Annotated in this window: 24 protein-coding genes; 14 read left to right on the plus strand and 10 right to left on the minus strand. The window is 70.0% G+C overall.

Features of this window, described 5'->3' with window-relative positions; genetic code table 11:
* The first annotated feature begins 28 nt into the window (after positions 1–28).
* The 4 genes from E2F46_RS08935 (at position 29) to E2F46_RS08950 (ending at position 4611) form a co-directional block, all read left to right on the plus strand.
* Positions 29–934: an ankyrin repeat domain-containing protein gene (locus E2F46_RS08935; RefSeq protein WP_133321724.1), complete on the plus strand. Its 906-nt coding sequence runs from the start codon at positions 29–31 to the stop codon at positions 932–934.
* Positions 931–3126 carry a Tle-like phospholipase domain-containing protein gene (locus E2F46_RS08940; RefSeq protein ID WP_133321725.1) on the plus strand — a complete coding sequence of 732 codons (2196 nt, stop codon included), beginning with the start codon at positions 931–933 and terminating at the stop codon, positions 3124–3126. Before E2F46_RS08935 ends, E2F46_RS08940 begins: the two co-directional genes overlap by 4 nt.
* A gap of 111 nt (positions 3127–3237) precedes the next feature.
* The gene (locus tag E2F46_RS08945) at positions 3238–3759 is read left to right on the plus strand and encodes a hypothetical protein (protein WP_133321726.1); all 522 of its coding nucleotides are present in this window, start codon (positions 3238–3240) and stop codon (positions 3757–3759) included.
* A 159-nt stretch (positions 3760–3918) separates the two neighbouring features.
* Positions 3919–4611: an HAD family hydrolase gene (locus tag E2F46_RS08950; RefSeq protein WP_133321727.1), complete on the plus strand. Its 693-nt coding sequence runs from the start codon at positions 3919–3921 to the stop codon at positions 4609–4611.
* A 262-nt stretch (positions 4612–4873) separates the two neighbouring features.
* Here the strand turns inward: E2F46_RS08950 and E2F46_RS17455 are convergent, their stop codons facing one another.
* A complete protein-coding gene (locus E2F46_RS17455) occupies positions 4874–5971 on the minus strand; it encodes a GNAT family N-acetyltransferase (protein WP_165967411.1) in 1098 nt (365 codons plus the stop codon).
* 332 nt (positions 5972–6303) lie between these two features.
* On the opposite strand from E2F46_RS17455, the gene E2F46_RS08960 reads away from it, so the two are divergent.
* Together E2F46_RS08960 and E2F46_RS08965 are read left to right on the plus strand one after the other, a co-directional pair.
* The gene (locus tag E2F46_RS08960; protein WP_165967412.1) at positions 6304–7338 is read left to right on the plus strand and encodes a GNAT family N-acetyltransferase; all 1035 of its coding nucleotides are present in this window, start codon (positions 6304–6306) and stop codon (positions 7336–7338) included.
* A 42-nt stretch (positions 7339–7380) separates the two neighbouring features.
* The gene (locus E2F46_RS08965) at positions 7381–8757 is read left to right on the plus strand and encodes a leucyl aminopeptidase family protein (RefSeq protein WP_133321730.1); all 1377 of its coding nucleotides are present in this window, start codon (positions 7381–7383) and stop codon (positions 8755–8757) included.
* A gap of 9 nt (positions 8758–8766) precedes the next feature.
* On the opposite strand, the gene E2F46_RS08970 is transcribed toward E2F46_RS08965, so the two are convergent.
* The 7 genes from E2F46_RS08970 to E2F46_RS09000 form a co-directional block, all read right to left on the minus strand.
* Complete coding sequence (locus tag E2F46_RS08970; RefSeq protein WP_133321731.1) at positions 8767–9186, minus strand: hypothetical protein; 420 nt, start codon at positions 9184–9186, stop codon at positions 8767–8769.
* Positions 9187–9201: 15 nt separating this feature from the next.
* On the minus strand, positions 9202–9627 hold the full coding sequence (locus tag E2F46_RS08975; protein WP_133321732.1) for a hypothetical protein: 426 nt from the start codon (positions 9625–9627) through the stop codon (positions 9202–9204).
* 109 nt (positions 9628–9736) lie between these two features.
* Positions 9737–10339, minus strand: a complete 603-nt coding sequence (locus E2F46_RS08980) for a response regulator transcription factor (RefSeq protein WP_133321733.1) — start codon at positions 10337–10339, stop codon at positions 9737–9739.
* 111 nt (positions 10340–10450) lie between these two features.
* Positions 10451–11662: a sensor histidine kinase gene (locus tag E2F46_RS08985; protein ID WP_133321734.1), complete on the minus strand. Its 1212-nt coding sequence runs from the start codon at positions 11660–11662 to the stop codon at positions 10451–10453.
* Positions 11663–11734: 72 nt separating this feature from the next.
* Positions 11735–13558, minus strand: a complete 1824-nt coding sequence (locus E2F46_RS08990; RefSeq protein ID WP_133321735.1) for a CIA30 family protein — start codon at positions 13556–13558, stop codon at positions 11735–11737.
* Between the two features lie 113 nt (positions 13559–13671).
* Complete coding sequence (locus E2F46_RS08995; RefSeq protein WP_133321736.1) at positions 13672–14445, minus strand: ABC transporter permease; 774 nt, start codon at positions 14443–14445, stop codon at positions 13672–13674.
* Positions 14445–15365, minus strand: a complete 921-nt coding sequence (locus E2F46_RS09000) for an ABC transporter ATP-binding protein (RefSeq protein ID WP_133321737.1) — start codon at positions 15363–15365, stop codon at positions 14445–14447. The genes E2F46_RS08995 and E2F46_RS09000 overlap by 1 nt, the downstream gene beginning before the upstream one ends.
* 210 nt (positions 15366–15575) lie before the next feature.
* Here E2F46_RS09000 and E2F46_RS09005 point away from each other — a divergent pair, with 210 nt between their 5' ends.
* The 4 genes from E2F46_RS09005 to E2F46_RS09020 all read left to right on the plus strand — a co-directional run bounded on the left by E2F46_RS09005 (position 15576) and on the right by E2F46_RS09020 (position 20301).
* Positions 15576–16808, plus strand: a complete 1233-nt coding sequence (locus tag E2F46_RS09005; RefSeq protein WP_133321738.1) for an efflux RND transporter periplasmic adaptor subunit — start codon at positions 15576–15578, stop codon at positions 16806–16808.
* A 163-nt stretch (positions 16809–16971) separates the two neighbouring features.
* Positions 16972–17664: an ABC transporter ATP-binding protein gene (locus E2F46_RS09010; RefSeq protein WP_133321739.1), complete on the plus strand. Its 693-nt coding sequence runs from the start codon at positions 16972–16974 to the stop codon at positions 17662–17664.
* A 146-nt stretch (positions 17665–17810) separates the two neighbouring features.
* Positions 17811–18977, plus strand: a complete 1167-nt coding sequence (locus E2F46_RS09015; protein WP_133321740.1) for an ABC transporter permease — start codon at positions 17811–17813, stop codon at positions 18975–18977.
* Positions 18978–18987: 10 nt separating this feature from the next.
* The gene (locus E2F46_RS09020; protein WP_133321741.1) at positions 18988–20301 is read left to right on the plus strand and encodes an ABC transporter permease; all 1314 of its coding nucleotides are present in this window, start codon (positions 18988–18990) and stop codon (positions 20299–20301) included.
* Positions 20302–20324: 23 nt separating this feature from the next.
* Here the strand turns inward: E2F46_RS09020 and E2F46_RS09025 are convergent, their stop codons facing one another.
* Together E2F46_RS09025 and E2F46_RS09030 are read right to left on the minus strand one after the other, a co-directional pair.
* On the minus strand, positions 20325–20945 hold the full coding sequence (locus E2F46_RS09025) for a nucleotidyltransferase family protein (RefSeq protein WP_133321742.1): 621 nt from the start codon (positions 20943–20945) through the stop codon (positions 20325–20327).
* Positions 20946–20953: 8 nt separating this feature from the next.
* Positions 20954–21916 carry an XdhC family protein gene (locus E2F46_RS09030; protein ID WP_133321743.1) on the minus strand — a complete coding sequence of 321 codons (963 nt, stop codon included), beginning with the start codon at positions 21914–21916 and terminating at the stop codon, positions 20954–20956.
* A gap of 237 nt (positions 21917–22153) precedes the next feature.
* Between E2F46_RS09030 and E2F46_RS09035 the strand changes: the two genes are divergently transcribed.
* The 4 genes from E2F46_RS09035 to E2F46_RS09050 all read left to right on the plus strand — a co-directional run bounded on the left by E2F46_RS09035 (position 22154) and on the right by E2F46_RS09050 (position 26665).
* The gene (locus E2F46_RS09035; protein WP_133321744.1) at positions 22154–22609 is read left to right on the plus strand and encodes a (2Fe-2S)-binding protein; all 456 of its coding nucleotides are present in this window, start codon (positions 22154–22156) and stop codon (positions 22607–22609) included.
* A gap of 49 nt (positions 22610–22658) precedes the next feature.
* Complete coding sequence (locus tag E2F46_RS09040) at positions 22659–24863, plus strand: xanthine dehydrogenase family protein molybdopterin-binding subunit (protein WP_133321745.1); 2205 nt, start codon at positions 22659–22661, stop codon at positions 24861–24863.
* A gap of 10 nt (positions 24864–24873) precedes the next feature.
* On the plus strand, positions 24874–25464 hold the full coding sequence (locus tag E2F46_RS09045; RefSeq protein ID WP_133321746.1) for a hypothetical protein: 591 nt from the start codon (positions 24874–24876) through the stop codon (positions 25462–25464).
* A gap of 118 nt (positions 25465–25582) precedes the next feature.
* Positions 25583–26665: an alpha/beta fold hydrolase gene (locus tag E2F46_RS09050; RefSeq protein WP_133321747.1), complete on the plus strand. Its 1083-nt coding sequence runs from the start codon at positions 25583–25585 to the stop codon at positions 26663–26665.
* The last annotated feature ends 29 nt before the right edge of the window (positions 26666–26694 follow it).

The following is a 26694-nucleotide window of genomic DNA, read 5'->3' on the forward strand; positions in this document are numbered from 1 at the left end:
AGTTAGGCACCCGATAAGGAGCACGACCATGCCATGGATGCGGGCATTGCTGGTGTTGTTGTTGGCCGCCCACCTCGGCGGCTGTTGGGCGGCCACGCCGGAGCCGGCGCGGCAATCGCGTTACTCGGTCACCCTCGCCTCCTCGTTCCCCGACCCCAAGGCACAGGCGCTGGCGATGGCCGCCGAGCGCGGCGATGCCGACGAGGTACGCCGCTGGATGCGCGACGAGGGCGTCAACCCGGACGTGATCTTCGCGGATGAAGATGGTTTTCCGCTGCTGGCCTGGCCGATCTACGCCAGGAGTCCGGAAGGGCTGCGCGCGATGCTGGAGAACGGCGCCGATCCCAACGTGGCACGGCCCTATCCGCACGAGGAAGGACGCACGCAAACCAACCATTCCAACGCCATGGTCTGGGCCGCCGAGCAGCACGACCCGGTGTACCTGCAACTGCTGCTGGCCCACGGCGGCGATCCCGATACCCGCAGCGCCAACAACGAGGCGCTGCTGTATCACGCCTTCATCAAGCAGAACCAGTGGCAAAACGTGCAGGTGCTTGTGGAGGGTGGCGCGGATGTGAATATCGATGCTGGGGGGATGGGTACGATTCTGGGCACTTATGCCGCGCGCGGCGGGTTCGAGATGGCGTACTGGCTGCTGCAACACGGTGCCGACCCGACGCTGGAATATCACTTCGGGAAGCCTATGCGCATGGCCGACTCGCGCTCAATCAAGGCCATCTACTGGCACCCGGGCAACCCCGACGACCCCAGTTGGCAGCGCAAGTGTCAGCAATGGCTGCTGGCGCACGGCCACCCACGCCCGCCAATGCCAATCCAGTATCGGGAGATGCGTGAGACCTTCGGCTTTCCGACCGAGGCAGTCGACATTCCGCTGCCCGAACCTGCGACTGACGTGCAAGGAGACGCACGATGACCGAGCGCCATCGCTCGCAACAAGCATTACTGCAGTCGCTGCGCGACAGCGGTGACCCGGCGCTGGTGCAACGTGCCGAGGCGCTGCAGCAGCAGTACCACGACTTCGAGAAGGCATTGCTGGCCGACGATGTCTACGACGCAGCCAAGGGCGAAGGTCGTCCGCCGGTCGGTTGGCGACGGGGGAGCGACGACCTGCCAGCGTTGCGTGCAGCCTTCCCGGGGCTGCCCGCGAGCGACGAGCGATTGATGGCGTTGCTCAAACCCAAAGAGTCCGGCTTCCGCGCCGAGATCTACCTGCCCGACCCTGCCGTACTGGGCCCTGGCCACAAGCCCACCCTCGTGTTCAAGGGTTCTTCCGGCCAGGTGCGTGGGCCCGACGGCACGCTGCGCGACACCACGGCCGAGGATTTCATTGCCAACAATTTTCCGCAATCGGTCGGCCTGCGCACCGACTACTACGACCGTGCGATGGAATTGGCAGTGGCACTCCGCGAGAGTCCACGACAATTCGACCTTGCCGGCCACAGCCTTGCCGGCGGCATGGCCTCGGCGGCATCGGCGGTCACCGGCATGCGCGCCACGACCTTCAACGCCGCCGGCCTGCATCCGGTGACCGCCCCCGACTACGCCCGGCGCCACGGCCTGGCGCTGTACGACACCGACCGCACCGTCACCGCCTACCAGGTGCGCGGCGAACTGCTCAACGACGGCGTGCAGGACAACCTTCGCAACCTGGGCGCCATCCGCCAGGCGCAGTTGGGCGCGGTGCTGAAGGAGACCGCCACCCTGCTGCACGAAGTGCCGCAGGGCCGGATGCTGCTGGAGAACGCACTGCATAGGACGCTCCCTCGACACGCACACGATTCGGCCAACGCATTCGTCGAACACCTTGCCACCCGGAATGCCGCGCAACTGGTGCGGGAGCTGCCGCTGGCCGCAGGACGGCAACAACCCCCGCTGGCGCCGATGACCGAGCGCGACGGCGAACTGGTGCAACGCCTGCATGCACAATCGCTGCGGGAGTTGTCCCCGCTGGCCCGCCCGGTGATGAACGCCGTGCACGCAGCGGCGGCGGGCGCGCGGTTTGGGCGGGAAGGCGGCGAAGCGGTGGCGGCCACCGGCAGGATCGCCGAACAGGCGCTAGGCGTGTCCGGCAGCATCGTCGCCGGCACCACCCGGCGCGCCGGCGACCTGTCGGCGCAGGCGACACAGGGCGCGGGCGCAGTGGCGGACGCTGCGATCCGGCAATCCGGAGACACCCTGGCGCGTGGCCGCGAGACCATCGGCGTGATTGGTGCGCAGGTCGACCGGCTACAGGGCCAGGTACAGGGACTCGCCGCGGAGTTGGGCGCCGGCCTGCTGCGCAAGGTGGATGCCTGGACGCCCGGGGACAGGCTGGAAGCGATGGCCGGCAAGATCGAGCTGGCAGGCCAGCGGGCGGAACAGGCCAACCGGGAGGAAGCGGAGGCGGCACGTCGCGCTGGGCGCGAGGCTGCGGACGCGATCCGCGCTCGGGCCGATGCGGTGGCGGGTACGGTCGCGCAGCGGATCGCAGGCGCCGGCGAACTGACGCGCGGCCTGGTCACACGCGGCGGACAGTTGGCGGACGACGTGCTGGACGGGTCGGGCCGAGCCGCGACCGGCGCGGGCGCACGCGCCCCGGTGGCTGGCGCTGCGCTCGGCAGCACGGCCGCCGGCTCGGTCGCATTTGCCGTGCAGCACGCACCGAATACGTTCTCCGGCGCCCTCAACAGCCTCCGCACGACAACATTGGCGGCGCAGGCCCGGACGGCGGGCACGGAGGCGTTTGAACGCCATTTGATGACCGAAACCGTGGTGCCGAGCCTCAACCACAGGATCGCCGGCGAAGAACGGGCGGTGCGCGAGGGCTTGCGCGACCACGATGCGAAAACGACTGCACCGGGACTCGACGGCGCGGGCGCATCGGCCCGCCCCGCCTCGGAGGCCGGACAGTTCCTCGACCGCTTCATCGACGCGATCCAGCGAAAGGACCCCACCGCGCCATCCGTGCTGGTGGCCGACTACGCCAGGACGGACGGCATGCAGGCGTGGATGGCGCAAGGGCGCGAGGGCTACGCCTCCTGGCAACAGGAGCAGCAGCGGCAGGCCGCCGAAGCGGAACTGGCGCAACGGCAGCAGGCATCGCAGGGATTCGCGCGGACGATGTGACTTCATCGGCCGGCAACGACGGCACGCAACCTCAGGACGGGAGCACGGAAGATGCAAGGAAGCGACTGGCAGCGACAGCTTCGGGACGTGTTGGCGGGACAGGAAAAGCTCATGGCACAGACGGCAGTGCTGTTGCAGTACCAGCAGGAACAGCACCAGGCCAGCCTGGCGCAACTGCGCCATGCCGGTACGGCGCTCAGCGAAGGCTCGCAATCACTGGCGCGCGCGCTCGTGGACACGATCGAGGCACAGGGCCGGCAGGCACTTCACGACGGCCTGGGCGATGCCGTCGGGCGTTTCAGGCAGCAGATGGACGGCAGCCTCGCGCACACGAGGGACGTGCTGGCGACCCTGGCCAAAGGTACGGAGCGCGCGTCCGCCGTGCAAACGTCGCTGGTCTGGAAGAGCCTGGTTGCGCTGTTGATCGGCTCGGTGCTGGCAGTGGCCGGCACTTGGTCGTACGCACGGGCGCAGCTCGGGCAGATCGAACGGCAACGCGTGGAGGCCCGGTACCTGGAAGCCTTCAACCGCGCCGACGTGGTGCTGTGCGGCGATGGCCTGTGCGCCAACATCGACCCTTCCGCCAAAGCGCACGGCGCCGACGGCAGGTACCGCCCGATCAGGGCGCGGTGACGGGCCTATGCCGCGGCCAGCCGGGAACCATTGGAACGAATCCGTCATCCCCGCGGGTTTCAACAGAGGAATGCCTGGTCAAGCGGGGATGACGGTTTGTACGCGGTGGCCAGGACCCTTTCCGCGACCGCGCCCGGGACACGCCCTACAATGCGCGCCGTGAGCTTCACCGTGCGCGCCATCACCCTCGACCTCGACGACACGCTGTGGCCGTTCGCGCCGATCGGCGAACGCATCGAGCGGGTGCTGGATGCGTGGATGCGCATGCACAGTCCCGCCACCGCGGCTGCGTTCCCGCCCGAGGCGATGCGCGCGCTGCGCGAGCGCGTGTGGCAGCAGAACCCGCAACTGGCCCACGACCTCAGCGCACTGCGGCGGATGACACTGGAAGCGGCGCTGCGCGACAGCGGCGGCGACCTCGCCCTGCTGGACGCCGCCTACGACGCGTTCTATGCCGAACGCAACCGCGTGGAGTTCTATCCCGACGCGCGCGAGGCGCTGGAACGCATCGCGCGCCGCGTGCCTGTTGCCGCGGTCAGCAACGGCAACGCCGACCTCGACGCCATCGGCATCCGCCACCTGTTCGCGCTGCAGCTGCATTCGCGCGAGCACGGCGCGGCGAAACCCGAGGCCAGCATCTTCCTGGCCGCATGCGCCGGGCTGCGATGCGCGCCCGGCGAGGTGCTGCACGTGGGCGACCACGTCGACGCCGACGTGCGCGGCGCGTCGCTGGCAGGCCTGCGCAGCTGCTGGATCAATCGCGTGGAGGCGATGTGGCCGCACGACGACCTCGCCCCCGACCTGCACTTCGACACGCTGGCCGGACTGGCCGACTGGCTGGAAGCCCACTGAAGTCCCGTCGTTCACCCGGTCGCGGGACGGCAGCGTCGTGCGGTGGCGCAGGCCCGATCGTCGCGAACTTCCTCGACGCAGGGCAGCGGTGTCGTCATTGTCGTGCTTTCCGCCGGGCGCGGCGGAGAACCGGGAGCGCCTGCCGTGGCCGCGCCGACCAGGCGGATATCGGGTCGCGACCCGGCGTGGCCGCGGCAGGCGCCCTCGGTGGCCGCGGGAATTGCCAGCGAAGCCTGAAGGTCGCGAGCCGAAGCGTCGTACCTCAGTCGCGCGACAAGCGGTACGCCAGCGGACGCCACGCGCGCGCGGCACGCATCGCCAGGTTGCCGGTCGTGCCCAGCGAGTACACGCCGGTGGCGATTTCCTCGCGGTCGGGCAGCAGCTCGCCCATGTGCCCATCCGCCGTGGACATGCTGTCGAAGCATCGCAACCGCGGCCAGGCGCCGGGAATCGCCTGCATCAGCAACCATTCGTTGAGGCGGCCCGGGCTGTAGCGGGCGTAGTCGGGCGCCCAGCCACTCTTGAACGCGTGCAGGGTGCCGCCAAGCCGGATGTTGCTGCTGGAGGCGATGGCTGCGCCGTCGAGCAGGAGCTCGCCGAAGACCAGGGCGCCGCTGTCGCGGAAGCGCGCGCACATGTCGCGGAAGAACGCCGCCTCGGCGTCGCTGGCAAGCATCGAGGTGCCGGCCTCGCGCTTCCAGCCCTGGTGCTCCAGGTGGAGGTGGGTTTCGACCGCATCGGCATCGGCCGCATCGCCGTGCAGCAGCCGGAACTCGACTTCACCCTGCTCGCGCAGGCGGCGCAGGCGACGCGCCAGGTCCTTGCGCAGCGACGACGGCAGGCGCGCATCGATCGCGTCGCCGTCGAGACGCCACACCGGCCGCTCGAACCCGGCGCGCGGGTGCCACTTGCCACCTGCGCGCGCCACCGAGTGCGACAGGCTCGCCGACAGTGGATCGTCCAAGGCCAGCTTGTCGAACGCGAGCCCGTGGTGGCTGTCGCGCGCGAACCGGACCAGGGCATCGGCGACGATGTCGTCGGCACCCCCACGCGCCAGCACGCCGGTGCGGAACGAATGCAGGGTCAGGAAGCTGCCCAGTCGCGGCAGCGGCGAGAACAGGTCCGCGGGCAGTTCGACCAGGCAGGCGACGCCCAGCAGCCTTGCAGCAGGCCCGCGGCCATCGAACACGCGGAGCACATGGGGCCGGGCCTCCGGCGCCAGCCATTGCGCGGCCGGAAGCACGAACTCCGGCATTACGAACGGGCTCGACCACGGTGCGTCGTGCCCAAGCCCACTCCACTCGGAAACTTCCTGCGCGGTCAGGCCGTCCAGCGGCCCCCAGCGCGTCACGACATCCATCAGGCCACGGCTTATACGGCTTCCCCTGCCTGTTTCAACGCAAACCGCAGGCGGATCGGGCCAACGCCTTGCGCCATGCCGCGACCGTCCGGCCGCAGGAGGCGTCGCAAGCGCACGTGCTGGTGAGACCCACCATCGTCCGCATCCGCCCCCGTTTCGCGTTGAACATGGACCGCAACGCACACGATGCTCGGCACGCCCCCGCCCGCAAGGACGATCGATTTGCCCACCACTGCCGGGGCTGGCCCCCGACCCACCGGTTGCAACCTCGCCAGGCCTCGATCGTGGACGCCCGGCCGTGGCCGTGGCGACGTGCCTGCCGGGAGCATGCAATGACTGCGCCCGCCTACACCGTCTCGTCCGCCGACGTGGTCGCCGAACGGGAGACCGCGCTGGCGGTCTGGCACGGCAGCCTGGGCGACGGCAGGCGCATGCCGGCCAAGTACGACTGGTTCTACCTCGGCAACCCCGACGGGATGCCGATGCTCGCCCTGCTGCACCATCGCGACGGGGGGCCACCGGTGGGCGCAGTGGCCGCCGGCCAGCGCCGCATGCAATGGCGCGGCGCGCCGATCCGCGCCGGGTTGATGGTGGATTTCGCCGTGGACGCAGGCCATCGCTCGCTGGGTCCGGCGCTGGTGCTGCAGCGCCAGGCGATCCGGCTGGCGCTCGAGCAGGCCGAGGTGCTGTACGCATTCCCCAACGAACGCGCCGCGCCGGTCTACCAGCGGGCAGGCTACCGCCATGCCGGCGATGCGGTGCGCCATGCCCGCGTGGTCCACTACGGCCGCTACCTGGCGCGCCACCTCCCGCGCGCGCTGGCCGCGGTGGCAGGCGCCGCACTGTCGCTGGTGGATGGGCCGCACCTGCGCTGGAGCGCCCGCGGCCTCTACGCCACGTGGAGCGATCGTGCCATCGACGAGATGGATGCCTTGTGGCAAGGCAGCGCGCGCGGCGACGGCCTGCTCACGGTGCGCGATACCGCGTACCTGCGCTGGCGCTTCGACCGGAACCCGCTGGTGCGGACGCGCTATCTGCTGCTGCGCGACCGCGCGGGTCGGCTGCGGGCCTGGTTCGCGTGCCGGCGCGAAGAGGATGCCGGCATCCTCACCGTGCAGGACTTCTGGTCGGACGATGCCATCGCCGGCCTGTCGCAGCCCCGCGCGGCCGCGCTGTTGCGTGCGGCGCGGGAAGCGGATGCGACCGTGGTCTGGGTGGAACTGGCCGGCATGCTGCCGCGGGCGGGCTGGCGCGCGGCCGGGTTCCGCGAACGCAGTCGCCGGCCAGTATTCATGCACGCCACGGCCATCGACGGCGATGCGCTGGCGGCGCGCTTCCATCTCACCGGCGGCGACGAGGACGAATAGCGCTGCGTGTGCCTCGCGTGCCGACTGCGGCACACTAGGGGCATGACCAATTCCTTTCCCAGCGGCTTCTGCGCCGCCAGCGACAACGCCCTTCCCGTCCACTTCGTCTCCACGGCCGACCTGCCGGCCTGGCGCGCGCAACAGCCGACGAGCACGCAGGCATGGCTTGAAGCGCAGGCCTTCACCGCATCCGCCGGCAGCGCCGTGCTGCTGCCGGGCGACGATGGCATCGGCGGCGCGGTGGTCGGCATCGGCGATCCGCTGGACGCGTACGCCTATGCGCATGCGCCGTCCGCGCTGCCGGTCGGCGACTGGCGCGTTGCCAGCGCGCACGACGCCGACACGTGGCGCGCGCTGCAACTGGGCTGGGGCCTGGGGGCCTACCGCTTCACCCGCTACAAGGCCGCGCCACGCGCACCCGCGCGCCTGGCCGTGGAGGCGCTGGATGCCGAGGCCGCCGACCTGCTGGCCGCCTGCGTGCGCGTGCGCGACCTGGTCAACACCCCGACCGAGCACATGGGGCCGGAGGAACTGGAAGCCGTCGCCCGCGGCATCGCGCAGGCGCATGGCGCCACGTTCGAGAGCATCGTCGGCGAGGAGCTGCTGGCGAAGAACTTCCCCGCGATCCATGCCGTGGGCCGCGCCTCGCATCGCGCGCCACGATTGATCAGGCTGCACTGGGGCGATGCGACGCATCCGCACGTGGTGCTGGTGGGCAAGGGCGTGTGCTTCGACACCGGCGGCCTGGACGTGAAGCCCGCCGATGGCATGCGCAACATGAAGAAGGACATGGGCGGCGCCGCGCACGCGATCGCGCTGGCCGAACTGGTGATGGCACGCAAGCTGCCGCTGCGCATCACCCTGCTGGTACCCGCGGTGGAGAACGCGCTGGGCCCGGACGCCTACCGCCCCGGCGATGTCATCGCCACGCGCAAGGGCACCAGCGTGGAGATCGACAACACCGACGCCGAAGGCCGCGTGGTGCTGTGCGATGCGCTGGCGCTGGCGTCGGAACTGTCGCCGCACACCATCCTCGATTTCGCCACCCTCACCGGCGCCGCGCGCATCGCGCTGGGGCCCGACCTGCCAGCGCTGTTCGCCAACGACGACGCACTGGCGCAGGCGTGGATCAGCGCCGGCGAACGCGAACGCGACCCGGTCTGGCGCATGCCGCTGTGGCGCCCGTACCTGCGCTACCTGACCAGCAACGTCGCCGACATCGCCAACGCGGGTTCGCGCATGGCCGGCGCGGTCACCGCCGCGCTGTACCTCGAACGCTTCGTGCCCGAGGCCACGCCATGGGCGCACCTGGACGTGTACGCCTGGAACGACAGCGCACGCCCCGGCCGCCCCGCGGGCGGCGAAGCACTGGCGTTGCGCTCGGCCTACGCGATGCTCAAGGCGCGCTACCCGGGCTGATCGCGCCAATCAGCGCAGCCAGCCGCGCGCCGCGGACTTGCGTGCGTACAGCCAGAGCAGCCCCCCGATCAGCACCAGCACGATCGGGAACACCGCGCCGCGCACGCCGGTCAACGCCCACACCGGCGTCGCCGCGTACATCGCGGCGAACAGCACCGCGATCCCCAGCAGCGACAGCAGCAGCACCGGCACCGCCCAGCGCCTGCGCAGCAGCAGGCCCAGCGCACCGAGCACGCCGCCCAGCGTGCCGATGCCGAAGGGCACGAAGGTCCAGTGCGGACGCGCCAGCGTGACCTGCCGCTGCGCATCGGGCAGCGCGGCCAGCGCTTCGGGCGTCATCGCCAGGTTCTGCCAGAACATCCACGCGCCGAGCAGGTTCCACAGCAGTGCCAGCACGGCCACCACCCAGAACCATGGCGGGGGCTTCACGGACTGCATGCCGGTTCAGCGCAGCCAGCCACGCGCCGACGCACGGCGCGCGTACCAGAACAGGAACGCCGCGATGCCGACGATCAGCAGGCTCATCGGCAGTCCCGAGGCGCCGGATGCCTGCCACGCCGGGGTGACCACGTAGATCGCGATCATCTGCACCAGCACCGCCGCCAGCGAGATCACCAGCAACGGCAGCGCCCAGCGCCTGCGCAGCAGCAGGCCCAACGATCCAAGCGCACCGCCGAACACGGCCAGCCCGTAGAAGATCGCCAGCCACGACGGCATGGCCTCGTACACCACGCGCTGTTCGTCCGGCAACGCGGCGATCTGTTCCGGCGTCATCCGCGTCTGCAGGAAGAACATCGTCACGCCGGTGAGGTTCCACAGCAGCGCCAGCACCGACACCACGCGGAATGAAACAGGAACGTTGGTCGTCATTGGAATCCTCCCGGGCCCATCGCAGGTGGCGCAAGCCTACGCCTGCGGCGGCGCGTGGGGTAGATGGGAAGCAACCGGGCGAGGTGGGAATGGCGGGCCCGGGCCCGCCCTACAGCCAGCCCTTCTCACGCGCGAGGCGGTAGGCCTCGATGCGGTTGCCCACGCCCAGCTTGCCGATGGCCTCGGACAGGTAGTTGCGCACGGTGCCATGCGAAAGGTTGAGCTGCGCGGCGATCTCCTGCGCGCCCATGCCCTCGCCCGCCAGCCGCAGCACCTTGCGCTCGCGGTCGCTCAGCGGGTCGGCCTCGCCCCAGGCTTCCAGCGCCAGCTGCGGGTCGATGGCGCGGCCACCGCGATGCACCTGGCGCAGGGCATCGGCCAGCTGTTCGGCCGGCGCATCCTTGAGCAGGTAGCCCGACACGCCGGCGTCCAGCGCGCGGCGCAGGTAGCCGCCGCGCGCGAACGTGGTGACGATGACCACCTTCACCGGCAGTTCGTGGCGCTGGATGCGCTGCGCGAGTTCCAGCCCGGTCAGGCCCGGCATCTCGATGTCGGTCACCAGCACGTCGGGCCGCAGCCGCTGCAGGTCGCGCCAGGCGGTTTCGCCATCGGGCGCGGCGCCCAGCACCTCGATGTCGCTCTCCATGCCCAGCAGTGCCGCGAGCGCGCCGCGCAGCATCGCCTGGTCTTCGGCGATGAGGATGCGGATCACGACGTGCGGGCATGCAGGGACATGCGCGGCAAGTTACCAGATCGCCCGGCCGGCTAGTCTCCGGCACGCAGGCGAAGGGGCTTCTTGAGCGCTAGCGCCGGTTGGATACGCCTACGAAGGATGTGCGATGTCGTCGGGATTCGCCGGCAGAACGCCCGCGACGTCATCGTTGGCTGCCATCGGCACCCGGACCTCGAGTCTCGTGCCGCGCCCGTGGCTACTGTCCACGTGCAGCCGGCCACCGATGGCCTCGACGCGCTCGCGCATGCCGGACAGGCCGTTGCCGGGCACCATGGCGCCGCCACGGCCATCGTCGGCGATCCGCAGCACGGCCTCGCCACCTTCCACGCCGAAGTCGATGTGCGCATGCTGCGCGCGCGCGTGCCGCTGGATGTTGGTGGCGGCCTCGCGCACGGTCAGCGCCAGCACGCTTTCCACGCCGACCGGCAGCGCGCTGTCGCCGAACGACCTGTCCAGGCGATAGTCGAACGCGACGCCATCGGTCTCCAGCAGCAGTTTCGCCGAGGCCAGTTCCGCGGCGATGCCGGCCGCGCGGATGCCGCTGACCGCACGCCGTACCTGCGACAGCGCCTCGCGCGACACGCGGCTGACATCATCGATCTCGCGGCGCGCGGCCCGTGCGTCGCGTTCCAGCAGACGACCGGCCAGGTCCGCCTTCAACGCCACCATCGACAGCGTGTGGCCCAGCAGGTCGTGCAGGTCGCGGCCGATGCGCTCGCGTTCGGCCAGCCCCGCCAGGCGCCGCACTTCCTCGTGCGACAACTTCAGTGCGGCATCGCGCACGCTGTTGATGCGTTCCATCGCCACCACCACGCCGACCACCGCGGTGACCACCGGCATCCAGACGAAGGCCTGCCACGGATAGCCGATCCAGTACGCGTAGCCCACCAGCACGGCGTTGAGCAGCGCCAGCGTACCGAGGTAGTCGGTGATCGGGCGCCCCCTGCGCGGCTGCAGCAACACGCAGCCGAACACGAAATAACTCAGTCCGGACGGATACCAGGGCAACAGCACCAGGCATAGCGCGACCATCGCCAGCGCGCACCATCGCGCCCGGTGCGAAGGCGCCAACAGCGTCATTGCGTACAGCCCGAGGAACAGCGGGTACGACACCAGCGTCAACAGCGCCCAGCGCCAGGTGTAGCCATAGATGCCGCCCGACATCGATGGGGTGATGAAGACCCACACAGACCACGCCACGTGCACGACATCGGTCCACGGCGACCGCCCCAGGCGCAGCGTCTGCGCGGTGATCGAATCCGGCGCCGGCCTGAGCCAGCCCGGCCAACCCGGCCGCGTCATCGTGCCGCTCCGTCTTGATGGTTGTCGTGCATGCCCGCCCCCGGTTCGCCACTACGCCACGGCATGATGCGCTCAGCGCAGTTCGATCGCATCGATGAAGAACTCGAACGTCCCGTGCGGCTGCCCCGCGGTGAACGCGATGCCACGCACCTGCGACGGATCGCCGCCCTGGAACGCCGCCAGTGGCAGCCGCACCTCGGTCCATTCCGGCCCGGCCACGAAGGCCTGCACGCTGGGCATGGCCTGCGCCGAAGCGCCGGAAAACAACATCGCGCTGTAGCCGCGGCCATCGCCACGCACCTGGAACACCAGCTGGCGGCGAGAGGACAGGTCCATCGGTGCCATCGGCTGCGCCGCCGGGAACCACATCACGCCAGCCCACGGGAATGCGAAGCCCGGCCTGACCTCGCCCGCCACGCGCAGGGCGCCACCCGAGCCGGCGGCACCCCCCGCGACCAGGCCGTGTTCGACGACCGACGCGCCCCCCGCCATCTGGTCGGTGGTCGGCTGCCAGCTGCCGAAGTGCGCAGCGACCACACCGCCTTCGAAATCGCTGACCAGCGTGTCGGTGGGCACGGCTTCAGCGTGCGCCACGCCGTCACCCGCAACGCGCTCGACCCGGTGGCCGTTCTTCCACACGGCGGCGATCGCCCGCGTGGCGGTGATGTCCTGCAAGGGATCGCCGTCCACCAGTACCAGGTCCGCGCGCTGGCCGGTCGCGATATGCCCGCGATCGTCGATACCGAAGCGGCGCGCCGGCAACGAAGTGGCCGCGGCCAGCGCCTGCACCGGCGTCAGTCCTGCGCGCACCAGCAGTTCCAGTTCGTGGTGCAGGCTGGTGCCGTGCGCGGTGCCTGGGTTCGGGGCGTCGCTGCCGGCCAGGATGTCCACGCCCGCGGCATGCAGGCGACGCACGCTGTCGATGGCGCGCTGCAGGCGTTCCGGGTTCGGCCCGCCGAAGTCCGCTTCCAGCGTGCCGCGCTGTTCGGCGGTCAGCAGCGGTGCGATGCGCGCGTCCGCGGCCAATGCCTTGCCCTCGCCGCCGCCGGCGATGGAGGCCATGACCGACAGCGTCGGTACGAGGAACGCACCGCGTGCGCGCATGGCGTCGACGAAGGCGTCGTCGGCAACGGCATCGGTGAACACGTGCACCAGCCCGTCGGCACCGGCGTCGATGGCATCGCGCGCGGTCGCCAGGGTGGAGACATGGGCCACGGCGAGCCGCTGGCGCGCGTGGGCCGCGGCAACGGTGGCGCGCACCTGCGCGTCCGTCAACGTCGGCAGGCGGCGCGCGGACCCATAGGCGCTCAGGTCCTCGATGATCAGCTTGATGAAATCCGCGCCATCGTCGATGCGTTCGCCGATGAAGGCGTCGATGTCGGTGTCGGCATCGACCGTGGGCACCGGGAAGCCGTACTGGGTGCCGTGGCCGCCAGGCGCGGTGATCGCGTAGCCGGTGGCCCACAGGTCGGCGCGGCTGCCGTTGTCCCGCGAATCGCGCTCGGCGCGCAAGGCCGGAAGGCGTTCGGCCATGCCATGCATGTCCAGTGCGGAGGTCACGCCGAACCGTGCCATGTCGCGCTGCGCATCGCCCCAGGCATGCACGTGCGCGTCGAAGAAGCCGGGCAGCAGGGTCTTGCCGACGCCATCGACGACCGGCAGGCCCTCGGGCACGGCGATGTCCGCACCGACCGCCTCGACGCGGCCGTCGCGCACCACGACGGTGGCGACGCCGAGATCACGCTCGCCATCGAACACGCGCGCGCCGTGTACCACGAAGCCAGCGGGATCGGCGTCGGCGGAAGACGACGCCGGCGCAGGGGTGGTCATGGCCATCGCCAGGCCGAGGACCAGGCACAGGGTAGTGGCGGCGATCAGTTCAGGCCAACGCTTCATCATCAGGCTCCCGCCGTTCGGCTTCAAAGGGAATTCGAATCATCCTGGCCATACGTGACAGCGCAGGAGCGACGATCAACAGCGGTTTTTCTCGATGACACCGGACACCCCGTTCATTCCGCCGCCGACAGCCGCCGCTGCGCGAGCACCGCGAACACAACCGTGACCACCAGCAGCACCACGACATGCAGCCACAGCGGCTGCCCGGCATCGTGGCCCACGACCTTCAATGCCGCCTGCCCCAGGTGGTAGGCCGGCCACAGCGCCGCCAGTTTGCCGAAGATCGCAGGCAGCATCGTCAGCGGCAGCCACAGGCCGGACAGGAAGGCCATCGGCAGGTAGATGAGGTTGAGCACGGCCGGCGCGGCGTTGCCGCCGACCAGGGTGCCGATGTACAGGCCGATGGCGGCGAACGGCAGGCTGCCCAGCACGTTCACCACCAGCAGCAGCGCCCACTGCCCGGGCGACAGCCGCACCCCGGCAACGGCCACCGCCAGCAGCGCCAGCACCAGCGAGATCACCGCGCAGAACACCATCGCCATCGCCATCTTCGCCAGCAGCGGCGCACCGGTGGGCGTGGGCAGCGCGCGCTTGAGGCGCAGGAAGCCCTGCTCGCGGTCGATGGCGATGGTCACGCCGAAGCCGAACATCGCCGCGCCGACCACGCCGAACACGCCATAGGTCGCCAGCAGGTATTCGGCCGCGCCCGCATTGCCGCGGTTGAGCAGCACGCCGAACAGCACGTAGAAGAACGCCGGGAACGCGATGACCGGCACGCCGAAGGCTGGCTCGCGCAGCAGCCGCAGCAGCTCGCATTTCGCTTCCAGCACATAGCTGCGCCAGCGCGGCGCGGGCCGTGCCACCATCGAAGTCGTCATGCCGTCCATCACGTGGCCTCCCGGGTCGCTTTCTGCGTCAGCGCCAGGAAGGCATCGGCCAGTCCGGCGCGCTGGATCTCGAGTTCGTGCAGGTCGGCGTCGGCCGCCAGCAGCCTGCGCACCACCGGCTCGGCGACGTCGGCCACCACCCGCAGGTACTCGCCGTCGCGTTCCACCTCGCGCACCTGCGGCCACGCGGCCACCTCGTCCTCGGCCAGGGTGGTGATGCAGCGGATCCTGCGCAGCGACACGTGCGCGCGGATCTCGTGCACGGTGCCTTCGGCCACGCGCCGGCCCTGGTCGATCACCGCGACGCGATCCGACAGCGCCTCGGCTTCCTCCAGGTAATGCGTGGTCAGCAGCACCGCGGCGCCTTCGGCGACAAGGCCGCGGATCGCCTGCCACAGCGCCTGGCGCGCCTCGATGTCCAGCCCCGTGGTCGGCTCGTCGAGGAACAGCAGCGCGGGACGGCCGCAGATCGCCAGTGCGAACTGCACGCGCCGCTGCTGGCCGCCGGAAAGCTTGCCGTAGCGTCGACCGAGCAGTCCCTGCAGCCCCGCCATCGCGATGCATTCGTCGACGCTGCGCGGCCGTGGGTAATAGCTGCGCACCAGCGCCAGCAGTTCGCCGACCTGCAGCCGCTCCGGGATGTTCGCCGACTGCAGCATGGTGCCGACGCGCTGGCGCACGTGCAGCCGCGATGGCGACTGGCCGAATACCTCCACCGTGCCTGCGTCCGCGGACAGCAGGCCCAGCAACAGGCCGACGGCGGTGGTCTTGCCTGCCCCGTTCGCCCCCAGCAGCGCGGTCACCTGCCCCGTATGCAGCGTCAGGTCCAGGCCATCGAGCGCGGTGATCGCGCCGTAGCGCTTGCGAATGCCCTGCAGGCGCGCCAGTGGGACAGCATCACGGGTGGGGTGGGCAATCATCGGCGGAATCGGGTGGCGGACCATGGACTCATCCTCGCGCGGCCGCCTGCACCGTGACATTCGCCGCCGTCAGGCGAACGTCATGACAGTTGTCAGCGGCCGCGCCGCCCACGGCCGCCTAGGCTGTGCACCACGCGAAAGTGACTTCCGGCAACACCCCCGGCGCGCTGGATTGGTCACAATGGCCGCGAACCCCCGTCCTGTCCTTCGATGAATACCAACGCCGACCTGCTCAAGGAACTCCGCATCGACCGCTCGCCCGGCCCGCCGCCTTCGCGCAAGGGGCTGTGGATCGCGCTCGGCATCGCGGCCGCCATCGTGCTGCTGGCTGTTGTCGGCTGGCTGCTGTTCGGACGCGCACAGCCGGTGGCGGTGCAGACCGCGACCGCGGTGTCGCTGGCCGCCGGCAATGCCTCGACCTCGGTGCTCGACGCCAGCGGCTACGTGGTGGCACGGCGCATGGCCACGGTGTCGTCCAAGATCACCGGCCGCGTGCGCGAGGTCCTGATCGAGGAAGGCATGCGGGTGGAAGCCGGCCAGGTGATGGCCACGCTGGACCCGATCGACGCCGACGCCGCGCGCGAGCTCTCGCGTTCGCAGCTGGCCGCCGCGCGCAGCCAGGCCGACGGCGTGCGTGCACAGCTGACCGAGGCCGAATCCAACGCCTCTCGCCTGCGCTCGCTGGTCGACCAGCAGCTGGTGTCGCGCGCCCAGTACGAACAGGCCGTGGCCACGCGCGACTCGCTGCGCGCGCAGTTGTCGACCGCGCAGCGCAATGCGCAGGTCGCCTCCGATTCGCTGCGCATCTCCGACATCGGCGTGGACAACACCATCGTGCGCGCCCCGTTCGCCGGCGTGGTGATCGCCAAGGCCGCGCAGCCGGGCGAGATCGTGTCGCCACTGTCGGCCGGCGGCGGCTTCACCCGCACCGGCATCGGCACCATCGTCGACATGGATTCGCTGGAAGTGGAAGTGGACGTGGGCGAGTCGTACATCGGCCGGGTGCAGCCGAAGATGCCGGTCGAGGCCACGCTCAACTCCTACCCGGACTGGAAGATCCCCGCCGAGGTCATCGCCATCATCCCCACCGCCGACCGTGGCAAGGCCACCGTGAAGGTGCGCGTGGCACTGCGGGAAAAGGACGCGCGCATCGTGCCCGACATGGGCGTGACCGTGAGTTTCCTGGAGAAGGCGCCGGAACCCGACGCCGAACCGCGCCGCGGCGTGCGCGTACCGGCGACGGCGCTGGTGCAGCGCGACGGCGGCGACGCGGTGTTCGTGGTCGGCCGCGAGAACCGCGTCGAGCTGCGCAGGGTGCAGCCCGGCGATGCACTGGGCGAACAGCGCGAGGTGGTCTCGGGACTGGCGCCGGGCGAAACCGTGGTGCTGTCGCCGCCCGACGGGCTGGCCGACAGCGACGTGGTCGGCACCGGGACGAACTGAGTCAAGCGCCGCGGCGGGATGCCGTGGCGATGGATGCGATTCGCAAGGAAAGGTACCGGGTCCCGGCATGCGCCGGGATGACGGAAGTCCGTGTTTCCCTAGACGCACGCCACCGGGACGCTCCCGGCAACACATCACGCAACACATCACCAAGAGGCACGCCATGGCAACCCTGGTATCGATCCGCAACCTCACCAAGACCTACCAGCGCGGACCCGAGAAGGTCGAAGTGCTGCATGGTGTCGACCTCGACATCGAGGCCGGCGACTTCGTCGCGCTGATGGGCCCGTCCGGTTCCGGCAAGACCACCCTGCTCAACCTGATCGGCGGACTCGACTCGCCTACGTCGGGGCAGATCGACGTCGGCGGCCAGCGCATCGACCAGCTCGGCGGTGGCCAGCTCTCGCACTGGCGCAGCCAGAACGTCGGCTATGTGTTCCAGTTCTACAACCTGATGCCGGCGCTGACCGCGCAGAAGAACGTCGAACTGCCGCTGCTGCTGACCAGGCTGGGTGGCGCGCAGCGCAAGCGCAATGCCGAGATCGCGCTGCAGCTGGTGGGCCTGGCCGATCGCAAGTCGCACAAACCCAACGAACTCTCCGGCGGCCAGCAGCAGCGCGTGGCCATCGCCCGCGCCATCGTCTCCGACCCGACCCTGCTGATCTGCGACGAACCCACCGGCGACCTCGACCGCCAGTCGGCCGAGGACATCCTGGGCCTGCTGCAGACGCTCAACCGCGAGCACGGCAAGACCATCGTGATGGTCACCCACGACCCGAAGGCCGCCGAGTACGCCACCCACACCCTGCACCTGGACAAGGGCACGCTGGTCGGCGAACCCGCGCACGCCGCCTGAATCCGTAGCCCCTCTCCCTCCGGGAGAGGGTTGGAGTGAGGGTGCGGCGAAGCGACAGCGATCCGGACGTCCTTCCCTTCGCCGCCCCTCATCCGCCCTTCGGGCACCTTCTCCCGATGGGAGAAGGAAACGCTGGAGACACCTAGATGAAATACTTCCACCTGATCTGGGCCGCGCTGTTCCGGCGCAAGACCCGCACCTTCCTCACGCTGGCCTCGATCATGGCGGCGTTCCTGCTGTTCGGCATGCTCGACGGCATCCGCACCACGTTCGCGCAGCTGGGCCAGAGCGCCGACGGCGCGCAGCGCCTGCAGACCACGTCGCGGCTGTCGATGGTCGAGACCCTGCCGCTGTCGCTCGAGAACCGCATCCGCCAGGTCGACAACATCGAGGCCGTCACCTACGCCAACTGGTTCGGCGGCGCGTACCAGAACCCGCGCAACCAGCTGTTCACCTTCGCGGTGGCGCCGAACTACCTCGACCTGTACCCGGAAGTCGAAGTCGGCCCCGGCCAGCTGGAGGCATGGCAGCGCACGCGCACCGGCATCCTGGTCGGCAAGGCGATGATGGACCGCTTCAAGTGGGAGGTCGGGCAGACCATCCCGCTGCAGTCGACCATCTTCCCCAACAGCGACGGCACGCTGAACTGGTCGTTCCAGATCGTCGGCGTGATCCAGGCGAAGGAAGGCCGCAGCGCGGGCTTCACCGAAGCGTTGATCCTGATGCACTACAAGTACTTCGAGGAATCCACGCCCTACGTCAACGCCAACGTCGGCTGGTACATCAGCCGCGTGTCCGACGTGAACCGCAGCGACGCCGCGGCCAAGGCCATCGACGCGCTGTCGATGAACTCGCCGCACGAAACGCGCACGATGAACGAACAGGCGGCGATGGCCGCGCAGATCAGCCAGATGGCCGACATCGGCCTGATCGTCGGCTCGATCATGGGCGCGGTGTTCTTCACCCTGCTGCTGCTGACCGGCAACACCATGGCGCAGGCCGTGCGCGAGCGCACCTCGGAACTGGCGGTGCTGAAGACCATCGGCTTCACCAGCGGCAGCGTGCTGGCGATGGTGCTGGCCGAATCGGTGCTGCTGGTCGTCATCGGCGGCGTGCTGGGACTGGGCCTGGCCGCGGTGCTGGGACCGGCCGTGGGCACGTTCAGCGGCGGCACCATCAGCCTGCCGGCGATCGGGGCACAAAGCTGGCTGCTGGGACTCACGCTGATGGGTGGCATCGGCCTGCTGGTGGGGGCCCTGCCGGCGATCCGTGCGATGCGCCTGAACATCGTCGATGCATTGGCCGGCCGCTGAGGGAAACGACATGAAGATCATCAAAAGCTTCCTGCGCGGTTTCGCGCTGTTCCTCATCATCGCTGCGTTCCTCGCCGCGTGGATCATGCTGCCCTGGCAGGCGTTGCTGGGTATCGCGGTGCTGTTCGCACTGTGGATGGGCCTGACCCGCAGCGGCCGCCAGGCCGCGTCGGTCACCCGCGTCGGCGTGAGCACGCTGACCCAGCGCCTGGGCGCATCGTCGGTGGTGGTGGTCGGCATCGCCGGCGTGGTCGGGGTGCTGGTCGCGCTGCTGGCGATGGCCGAGGGCTACCGACACACCATGGACAGCAGCGGCAGCGAGGACACGGCGATCGTGCTGCGTGGCGGTTCGTCGGCGGAACTGATGTCGGTGATGTCGCACGATGCGATCACCGCGATCGAGCGTGCGCCGGAAATCGCGCGCGACGGCGAAGGGCGCCCGCTGGCGTCGGCCGAGATCGTGGTGTCGGCCAACGTGCCGCGTGCCGATGGCCAGGACGGCAGCGTCACCCTGCGCGGCGTCGGCGACATGGCGTGGGCCGTGCGGCCCGGACTGCGCGTGGCGGAAGGCCGTCGCTTCGAGACCGGTCGCCGCGAACTGGTGGTCGGCCGCGGCGCACAGCGCCAGTTCTCCGGCCTGGACCCGGGCGACGAGGTGCGACTCGGCAACCAGGTCTGGGCGGTGGTGGGCGTGTTCGAATCCGGCGATTCGACGGATTCGGAAATGTGGGCCGATGCCGAGATCGTGGCCTCGTCCTACAACCGCGGCAGCAGCCGCGCCTCGGTGGTGGCGAGGCTGCGCGAAGCCGGCGACTTCAACGCGTTCAAGGCCACGCTGGATGCCGACCCGCGCCTGCAGGTGGAGGCCAAGACCACGCTGGAGTACTTCCGCGAGCAGTCCGAAGCCATCACCCGCATGTTGCGCATCATCGGCATCGTGGTCGGTTCAATCATGGCGGTGGGCGCGGTGTTCGGCGCGCTGAACACGATGTTCGCCACGGTCGCGGCGCGTGCGCGGGAGATCGCCACGCTGCGCGCGATCGGTTTCCGCGGCCTGCCGGTGGTGGTGGCGGTGATGCTGGAGACGATGCTGCTCGCCGCGCTGGGCGGGCTGCTGGGCGGGCTGGTCGCGTGGCTGGTGTTCAACGGCTACACCGCGTCCACTTCGACCGGCGTGGCCATCCTCAGCTTCGACTTCAAAGTCTCGCCGGAGTTGCTCTGGCAGGGCCTTAAGTGGGCATTGGCGATCGGCTTCGTCGGCGGCCTGTTCCCGGCACTGCGCGCGGCCAGCCTGCCGGTCACCGACGCCCTGCGCGCAGCCTGACCGTCGCCGCGTGGTCCGTCGCGTCAGCGTGCGGTTGGCGGATCCAGCCAGCCGCGCGCGACCGCGAACACGACATCGTCCGGCGAGTCGATGTCGAACGCCGCCTCCGCTGCATCAAGCAGGTGCAGTTCCTGTTGCGGGATGGCGCGCAAGCGTGCGCCCAATCCGACATCGCCGCGATCATCCTTGCGTGATGGCTGCGAATGCAGCCACGCCACGGGCACCACGGCCGGCACGCCTGCAAGTCCGTTGTGCAGCAAGGCCGCGCAGCCGGAGGGGCTGTCGGCCGCACCCATCAGCAGGGCATGCAGATGCACCGCTTCCAGCGCCGGCTGGTCGCAGGTGGTGACCAACACCTGCCCGTCGAAGCCGGCCAGCGCGGCACCGGCCACGCCCAGGCTTGCCGACAGGCCTGCCTGCCAGTCGTCGTTGCGCACCACCATGGCATTTAGGTCGTCCACAGCCGACTCCACCGCATCGCCCTGCGCGCCGGCCACGACCACCAGCCGGCAAGGGCGTGTGTCGTGCAACAACCTTGCGGCGCGATGCACCAGTGTCTCGCCATCGCGCGTCAGTAGTTGCTTCGCTTGTCCGAGGCGCCGGCTGCCGCCTGCCGCCAGCAGCACCGCGGCATGCGCGGGCATCGATGTCGTCACGAGGTTTCGACACCCGCGCGCCACGCCTGCAGTTGCGCGGCGATGCTCAGGGCGATCGCTTCCGGGCCGTGTCCGCCCAGCGGCATGCCCACCGGCGAGTGCAGCCGGGGCTGCAGTGATTCGCGCATCCCTTGGGTGAGCAGCTTGAACAGATCGTCGCGGCGGCGGCGCGGCCCCAGCAGCCCGATATAGGACACGTCGTTGTGCGCCAGCACATCCAGTGCTTCGCGATCGAGTTCGAAATCGTGGTGCATCACCAGCGCGGCGTTGCAACCCATGCCTGCGATGGCCTCGGCGGCATCGCGTGGCGTCGCCTGCAGCACATGGTCGGCCACGGATGCGGCGGCCAGCCAGCGCGTGCGCCGCTCCACCACCTGCGTCATCCAGCCCAGTTGCCGGAGCAACGGCACCAGCACCTGCGTCTCCGGTCCCGCGCCGAACAGCGTGATCGCCAGCGGCGCCGGCACTCGCACGCTCATCGCCTCCGACTGCCACGGCGGGGCATCGCACGGCAGCGACCAGCTGGCTGCCGCCTTCCCCGCCTGCAGCGCTAGCGCGCCATCAGCCTGCAAACGCAACTGCAGTTCACCTTCACGGCGCAGCCATGCGCGGACCGGCGCCGACCACCCGGGCAGCGCCCGCAGCGGCATCAGCGCAATGCGCAGGCGACCGCGGCAACCTGGCGCGGAACCGGACAGCAAGTCCTCGTCATCGCGGGTGTCGATCTCCATCCAGCCCAGGCGGCCACTGGTGATCGCCGCCTGTGCACGCCTGGCGATCTCCGGTTCGAGGCAGCCACCACTCAGCCAGCCGACCTGCAGGTCCTCGCCAAACAGCGCCATCGCGCCGCGGCGCACGTAGGTGGAGCCTTCGGTCTCGACCACCACGGCCAACGCCGCGGCCGCATCGGTCTCGCCGGCATGCGCGGAGGCTTCGAGCAAGTGGCGATGCGCGGACATGGCGGCCACGATGGCGCACGCACCCGCACGACGCAAGGCAGCCGCGACCCGCCCGCCACGGGATCGACGGACACACATCGTCGTCGATCGGGTTCGTGGTCCCGGGACAATCGCGATGCGAAACGGGACAATCCCGATCGCCTCGGATCGGCATGATGAAACGCGCCGGAGCGCTGGCGGTTGCCGCCTTGCAGGAGTAAGGTCGTGAGGTCCCAAGCCGACGCCAGGGAGCCACCGATGAAGCTGCACGTCAACGGAACCGAGCACGAGGTCGACGCCCCGCCCGACATGCCCCTGCTGTGGGTGTTACGCGACCTGATGGGACTGACCGGCACCAAGTTCGGTTGCGGCATCGCGCAATGCGGTGCCTGCACGGTACATGTCGACGGAGAGCCGCGGCGCAGTTGCGTCACGCCGGTGGAAGCGGTCGCCGGCAAGCCGATCACCACCATCGAAGGCCTTTCTCCCGATGGCAGCCATCCGGTGCAGCGTGCGTGGGCGGAACTGGACGTGGTGCAGTGCGGCTACTGCCAGTCGGGGCAGATCATGACCACGGTCGCGCTGCTGGCACAAGTGCCCTCGCCCGACGACCAGGACATCGACCGTGCATTTTCGGGAAACCTCTGCCGCTGCGGCACGTACCAGCGCATTCGCGCGGCGGTGCATCGCGCCGCCGAGCTCGGCAAGGCCTGAGCGGCGACGCGGCGCGTCGCCTTCCCACGGGTCCGACGGAGTCAATCCAGTGAACGTCGACAACAAGTCCTCTGAAAACAAGTTCTCGCGCCGCGATTTCCTGCGCACGTCAGCCCTCGTTGGCGGCGGCCTGGTGATCGGCTTCGCCATCCCCGCCGCGCGGCGCTTCGCACAGGCGCAGGAAGCGCAGGCGGCCGTCGCGGCCTTCGCGCCCAACGCCTTCCTGCGCGTGGCAGCGGACGACACCATTACCGTGCTGCTCTCGCACTCCGAAATGGGCCAGGGCATCTGGACCACGTTGCCGATGCTGATCGCCGAGGAACTCGACGCCGACTGGTCGAGGATCCGCGTCGAGCACGGCCCGGTCGACAAGGCCTACGACAGCCCGGTGTTCGGCATGCAGGGCACCGGTGGCTCCACCAGCACCTGGTCGGAGTTCGACCGCTACCGCCAGGCCGGTGCCGCGGCGCGCACGCTGCTGGTGCAGGCCGCGGCCGCGCGCACCGGCGTGCCGATCGCTGAAATCCGCACCGAGAACGGCGTGGTCATCGCCGGCGACCAGCGCCTGCGCTACGGCGAACTCGCCGACGATGCCGGCAAGCTGACGCCGCCGGACCCCGCTTCGCTCACGCTGCGCGAAGCGAAGGACTGGCGCGTCATCGGCAAGTCCACCAAACGGCTGGACACGCCGGAGAAGATCACCGGCCGCGCCGTATTCGGCATGGACGTGCAATTCGATGGTCTGCTGACCGCGGTGGTCGCGCGCGCGCCGGTGTTCGGCGGCAAGGTGGCATCGTTCGACGCCGCCGCGGCGAAGGCCGTGCCCGGCGTGCGCCACGTGGTGCAGGTGCCCAGCGGCATCGCCGTGGTCGCCGATCACTACTGGGCCGCAAAACTGGGACGCGATGCGCTCACCGTGGAATGGGACGAAGGCGCACACGGCACGCTCGACAGTGATGCGCTACGTGCCGAGTTTGCACGACTCGCGGCCACCGAAGGTCCGGTCGCCGCGCAGGCCGGCGATGTCGCCACCGCGATCGGCGGGGCGGCGAAGACCGTCGAGGCCGAGTACGCCGTGCCCTACCTCGCGCATGCGGCGATGGAACCGCTCAACTGCACGGTGAAGATCGACAACGGTGAATGCGACATCTGGTGCGGCACCCAGTTCCCGACGCTCGACCAGGGCGCGGCCGCGCGCATCCTCGGCATCGCGCCGGACAAGGTCAGGATCCATACCCCGTTCCTGGGCGGCGGTTTCGGACGCCGCGCCACGCCCGGCTCCGAAGTGGTGGCCGAAGCGGTCGAGATCGCGAAGGCTGCCAACGCGCCGGTCAAGACGGTGTGGACGCGCGAGGACGACACCCGCGGCGGCTTCTATCGCTCGGCATTCGTCGAGCGCGTCCGCGTCGGCCTGGGCGAGGATGGCGTCCCGGTGGGCTGGCACCAGGTCATGGTGGGGCAGTCGATCATGGCCGGCACTTTCATGGAAGCGATGATGGTCAAGGACGGCGTGGATGCCACCTCGACCGAAGGCGTCGCCAACTCTCCCTACGTGCTCGACACCGCCGCGCACCGCGTCGACCTGCATTCGCCGCGCACCGGCATCCCGGTGCTTTGGTGGCGTTCGGTCGGGCACAGCGTCAACGGCTTCGTGATGGAAAGCGTGGTCGACGAACTGGCGCATGCGGCCGGGCAGGACCCTGTGGCATATCGCCGCAGGCTGCTGGAGAAGCATCCCCGCCATTTGGCCGCGCTGAACCTTGCCGCGGAGAAATCCGGCTGGGGCACCGCGCCTGCCGAAGGCCGCGGCCATGGCGTCGCGGTGCACGAATCGTTCGGCAGTTACGTCGCGCAGGTGGCGGAAGTGTCGGTGCAGGACGGCCGCATCCGCGTGCATCGCGTGGTCTGCGCGATCGACTGCGGCCCCGTGGTCAATCCCGACAACGTGGTGGCGCAGATGGAAAGCGGCATCGTGTTCGGCTTGGGCGCGGCGCTGCATTCGACGCTGACGCTCAGGGAGGGGCGCGTGCAGGAGTCGAACTACCACGACTACCGCGTGCTGCGCATGGACGAGATGCCGCAGGTCGAAGTGCATATCGTGCCCAGCACCGAACGCATGGGTGGTGTCGGCGAACCGGGGACGCCACCGATCGCGCCGGCCGTCGCCAATGCCGTGTTCGCGTTGACCGGGCAGCGGCTGCGCAGCCTGCCGCTCCGGCTTGCCGGCGCCCCTGCCGCCACGACGGCTTCGTGAGGACCCTGCCATGAAGATCTGCCGCATCGCATTCCTCGCCACGGCCTCATTCGCCGCCGCGCTTCTGCTGGCCGGCTGCAGCAGCAAGGCCTCGCCGGAGCAAACCGCGCAGGCGCTGCAGGCATTCGACATCGTCGAACAGGTGTTCCAGCACCCGCGCTGCAGCAACTGCCACATCCCCGGCGATGCACCGCTGCAGTTCGACGCGCAACTGGTACATGCACAGGGCGTGGTGCGCGGCCCCGAAGGCCACGGTGCGCCAGGCCTGCCCTGCAGCGCCTGCCATGGCGAGAAGAACCTGCCCGACAGCTACGGCCCGCACGCGCCGCCCGGCGCGCCGCATTGGGCACTGCCGCCGCCGGACCAGAAGATGGCATGGATCGGACTGCCCGCCGCCGAGTTGTGCGCGATGATCAAGGATCGCAGGCAGACCGGCGATCGTGATCTCGACGCCATGCTCAAGCACGTCACCGACGACGCGCTGGTGCTGTGGGGCTGGGCACCGGGCGGCAACCGCGTGCCGGTGCCGGTGCCGCACGCCGACTTCGTTGCTGCGTTCCGCACGTGGATGGATGGCGGCGCGCCCTGCCCGGCCGCGTGACCCTCGCCGCCGTTGGTGAACGGCAGCCCACTGTCACGCCAGTGTCATGGAAATGCGGTAGCTGGATGCGCGCGCGATCGCTAGCCTGCCCGGCCCGTTTCATTGACCGGTCTTGCCGATGCGCCGCGCATTGTTGCTCTCCCTCGCCTGCCTCCTGCTGCTCGCCGGTTTCGCCTGGCCTGCACCCGAGGCTGCGCTCAGCCAGCGCCTGGTGGCGCCGGGCGCCGCTTCGCCGCTGCTGCAGCCCGGGCGCATCGAACAGGCCTTTGCGCGGCTGCCGCATCGCGAGGGGTATGTCGATGTGTCATCTGGCATCGCGCTGTACTGGCGCACGCTCGATCCGGGCGCCTATCGGCTTGACTACGCCTATCGCACCGGCGGCGGCCAACCCGGACGCATGGACTTCGCGCTCGACTTTTCCGCGCCCACGCCTTTCGACGCGCCGCCCCGTGGCACGGTGCTGCTGTTGCATGGCTGGATGATGGATGGCGGCTCGCTGCTGCCATGGTCGCTGCAGCTGGCGCAGGCCGGCTATCGCACGATCACCATCGACCTGCGCAACCACGGTCGCTCGGGCGCGGCTCCGAGCGGATACGGCACCCGCGAGGCACGCGACATCGCCGATGTCGTGGCGGCCTTGCGCGCGGATGGCGAGATCACGGGCCCATTGCACGTGATGGGCGTGTCCTACGGTGCCGCCACGGCGATCTTCAGTGCGCGCGACCTGGGCAGCGTGATCGACGGCGTGGTCGCGATCGAGTCGTTCGAGAACGCGGGACACGCGATCCGCGACATGGTGCCGCACCTGCTGCACAAGGCGCCGGAAACCCTGGCGCAGCAGTTCACGCACCGCTGGCTGCGCTGGCGGATGGACGACGCGGCACTGGAGCGCGCCATCGCGTCCGCGGGCGATGCGCTGTCGCTTCCGCTGGACACGATCGACGTCGGCGCGGCGCTGGCGGACGTGCAGGCCTGCGTGTTGCTGGTGCACGGCAGCGATGACGAACACGTGCCGGTGGCGCACGGCCGCGCACTGGCCGCAGCGGCGCCAAGTGCACGCTATGTGGAAGTCCCCGGCGAGGACCACATCAGCCTGCCGATGCGCCTCGACCTGCTGGCACCGACGGTGATCGACTGGCTCGATCACACGGGGCAGGCCTCGCCCGCGCGCGGCTGCCCGAATCCACTGGCGCCTGCCTGAGACACCGCGCGAGGCGTTGCGCCGGGACG

Origin of the sequence: Luteimonas aestuarii (assembly GCF_004357985.1) — a bacterium.
GTDB classification, from domain to species: Bacteria; Pseudomonadota; Gammaproteobacteria; order Xanthomonadales; family Xanthomonadaceae; genus Luteimonas; species Luteimonas aestuarii.

Excerpts from the sequence above, each read along its gene's own strand:
- E2F46_RS08935 (WP_133321724.1), top strand. The coding sequence starts at position 29 with ATGCCATGGATGCGGGCATTGCTGGTGTTGTTGTTGGCCGCCCACCTC.
- E2F46_RS08940 (WP_133321725.1), top strand. The coding sequence starts at position 931 with ATGACCGAGCGCCATCGCTCGCAACAAGCATTACTGCAGTCGCTGCGC.
- E2F46_RS08945 (WP_133321726.1), top strand. The coding sequence starts at position 3,238 with ATGGCACAGACGGCAGTGCTGTTGCAGTACCAGCAGGAACAGCACCAG.
- E2F46_RS17455 (WP_165967411.1), bottom strand. The coding sequence starts at position 5,971 with ATGGATGTCGTGACGCGCTGGGGGCCGCTGGACGGCCTGACCGCGCAG.
- E2F46_RS08960 (WP_165967412.1), top strand. The coding sequence starts at position 6,304 with ATGACTGCGCCCGCCTACACCGTCTCGTCCGCCGACGTGGTCGCCGAA.
- E2F46_RS08965 (WP_133321730.1), top strand. The coding sequence starts at position 7,381 with ATGACCAATTCCTTTCCCAGCGGCTTCTGCGCCGCCAGCGACAACGCC.
- E2F46_RS08975 (WP_133321732.1), bottom strand. The coding sequence starts at position 9,627 with ATGACGACCAACGTTCCTGTTTCATTCCGCGTGGTGTCGGTGCTGGCG.
- E2F46_RS08985 (WP_133321734.1), bottom strand. The coding sequence starts at position 11,662 with ATGACGCGGCCGGGTTGGCCGGGCTGGCTCAGGCCGGCGCCGGATTCG.
- E2F46_RS08990 (WP_133321735.1), bottom strand. The coding sequence starts at position 13,558 with ATGAAGCGTTGGCCTGAACTGATCGCCGCCACTACCCTGTGCCTGGTC.
- E2F46_RS08995 (WP_133321736.1), bottom strand. The coding sequence starts at position 14,445 with ATGGACGGCATGACGACTTCGATGGTGGCACGGCCCGCGCCGCGCTGG.
- E2F46_RS09000 (WP_133321737.1), bottom strand. The coding sequence starts at position 15,365 with ATGATTGCCCACCCCACCCGTGATGCTGTCCCACTGGCGCGCCTGCAG.
- E2F46_RS09005 (WP_133321738.1), top strand. The coding sequence starts at position 15,576 with ATGAATACCAACGCCGACCTGCTCAAGGAACTCCGCATCGACCGCTCG.
- E2F46_RS09010 (WP_133321739.1), top strand. The coding sequence starts at position 16,972 with ATGGCAACCCTGGTATCGATCCGCAACCTCACCAAGACCTACCAGCGC.
- E2F46_RS09015 (WP_133321740.1), top strand. The coding sequence starts at position 17,811 with ATGAAATACTTCCACCTGATCTGGGCCGCGCTGTTCCGGCGCAAGACC.
- E2F46_RS09020 (WP_133321741.1), top strand. The coding sequence starts at position 18,988 with ATGAAGATCATCAAAAGCTTCCTGCGCGGTTTCGCGCTGTTCCTCATC.
- E2F46_RS09025 (WP_133321742.1), bottom strand. The coding sequence starts at position 20,945 with ATGCCCGCGCATGCCGCGGTGCTGCTGGCGGCAGGCGGCAGCCGGCGC.
- E2F46_RS09030 (WP_133321743.1), bottom strand. The coding sequence starts at position 21,916 with ATGTCCGCGCATCGCCACTTGCTCGAAGCCTCCGCGCATGCCGGCGAG.
- E2F46_RS09035 (WP_133321744.1), top strand. The coding sequence starts at position 22,154 with ATGAAGCTGCACGTCAACGGAACCGAGCACGAGGTCGACGCCCCGCCC.
- E2F46_RS09045 (WP_133321746.1), top strand. The coding sequence starts at position 24,874 with ATGAAGATCTGCCGCATCGCATTCCTCGCCACGGCCTCATTCGCCGCC.
- E2F46_RS09050 (WP_133321747.1), top strand. The coding sequence starts at position 25,583 with ATGCGCCGCGCATTGTTGCTCTCCCTCGCCTGCCTCCTGCTGCTCGCC.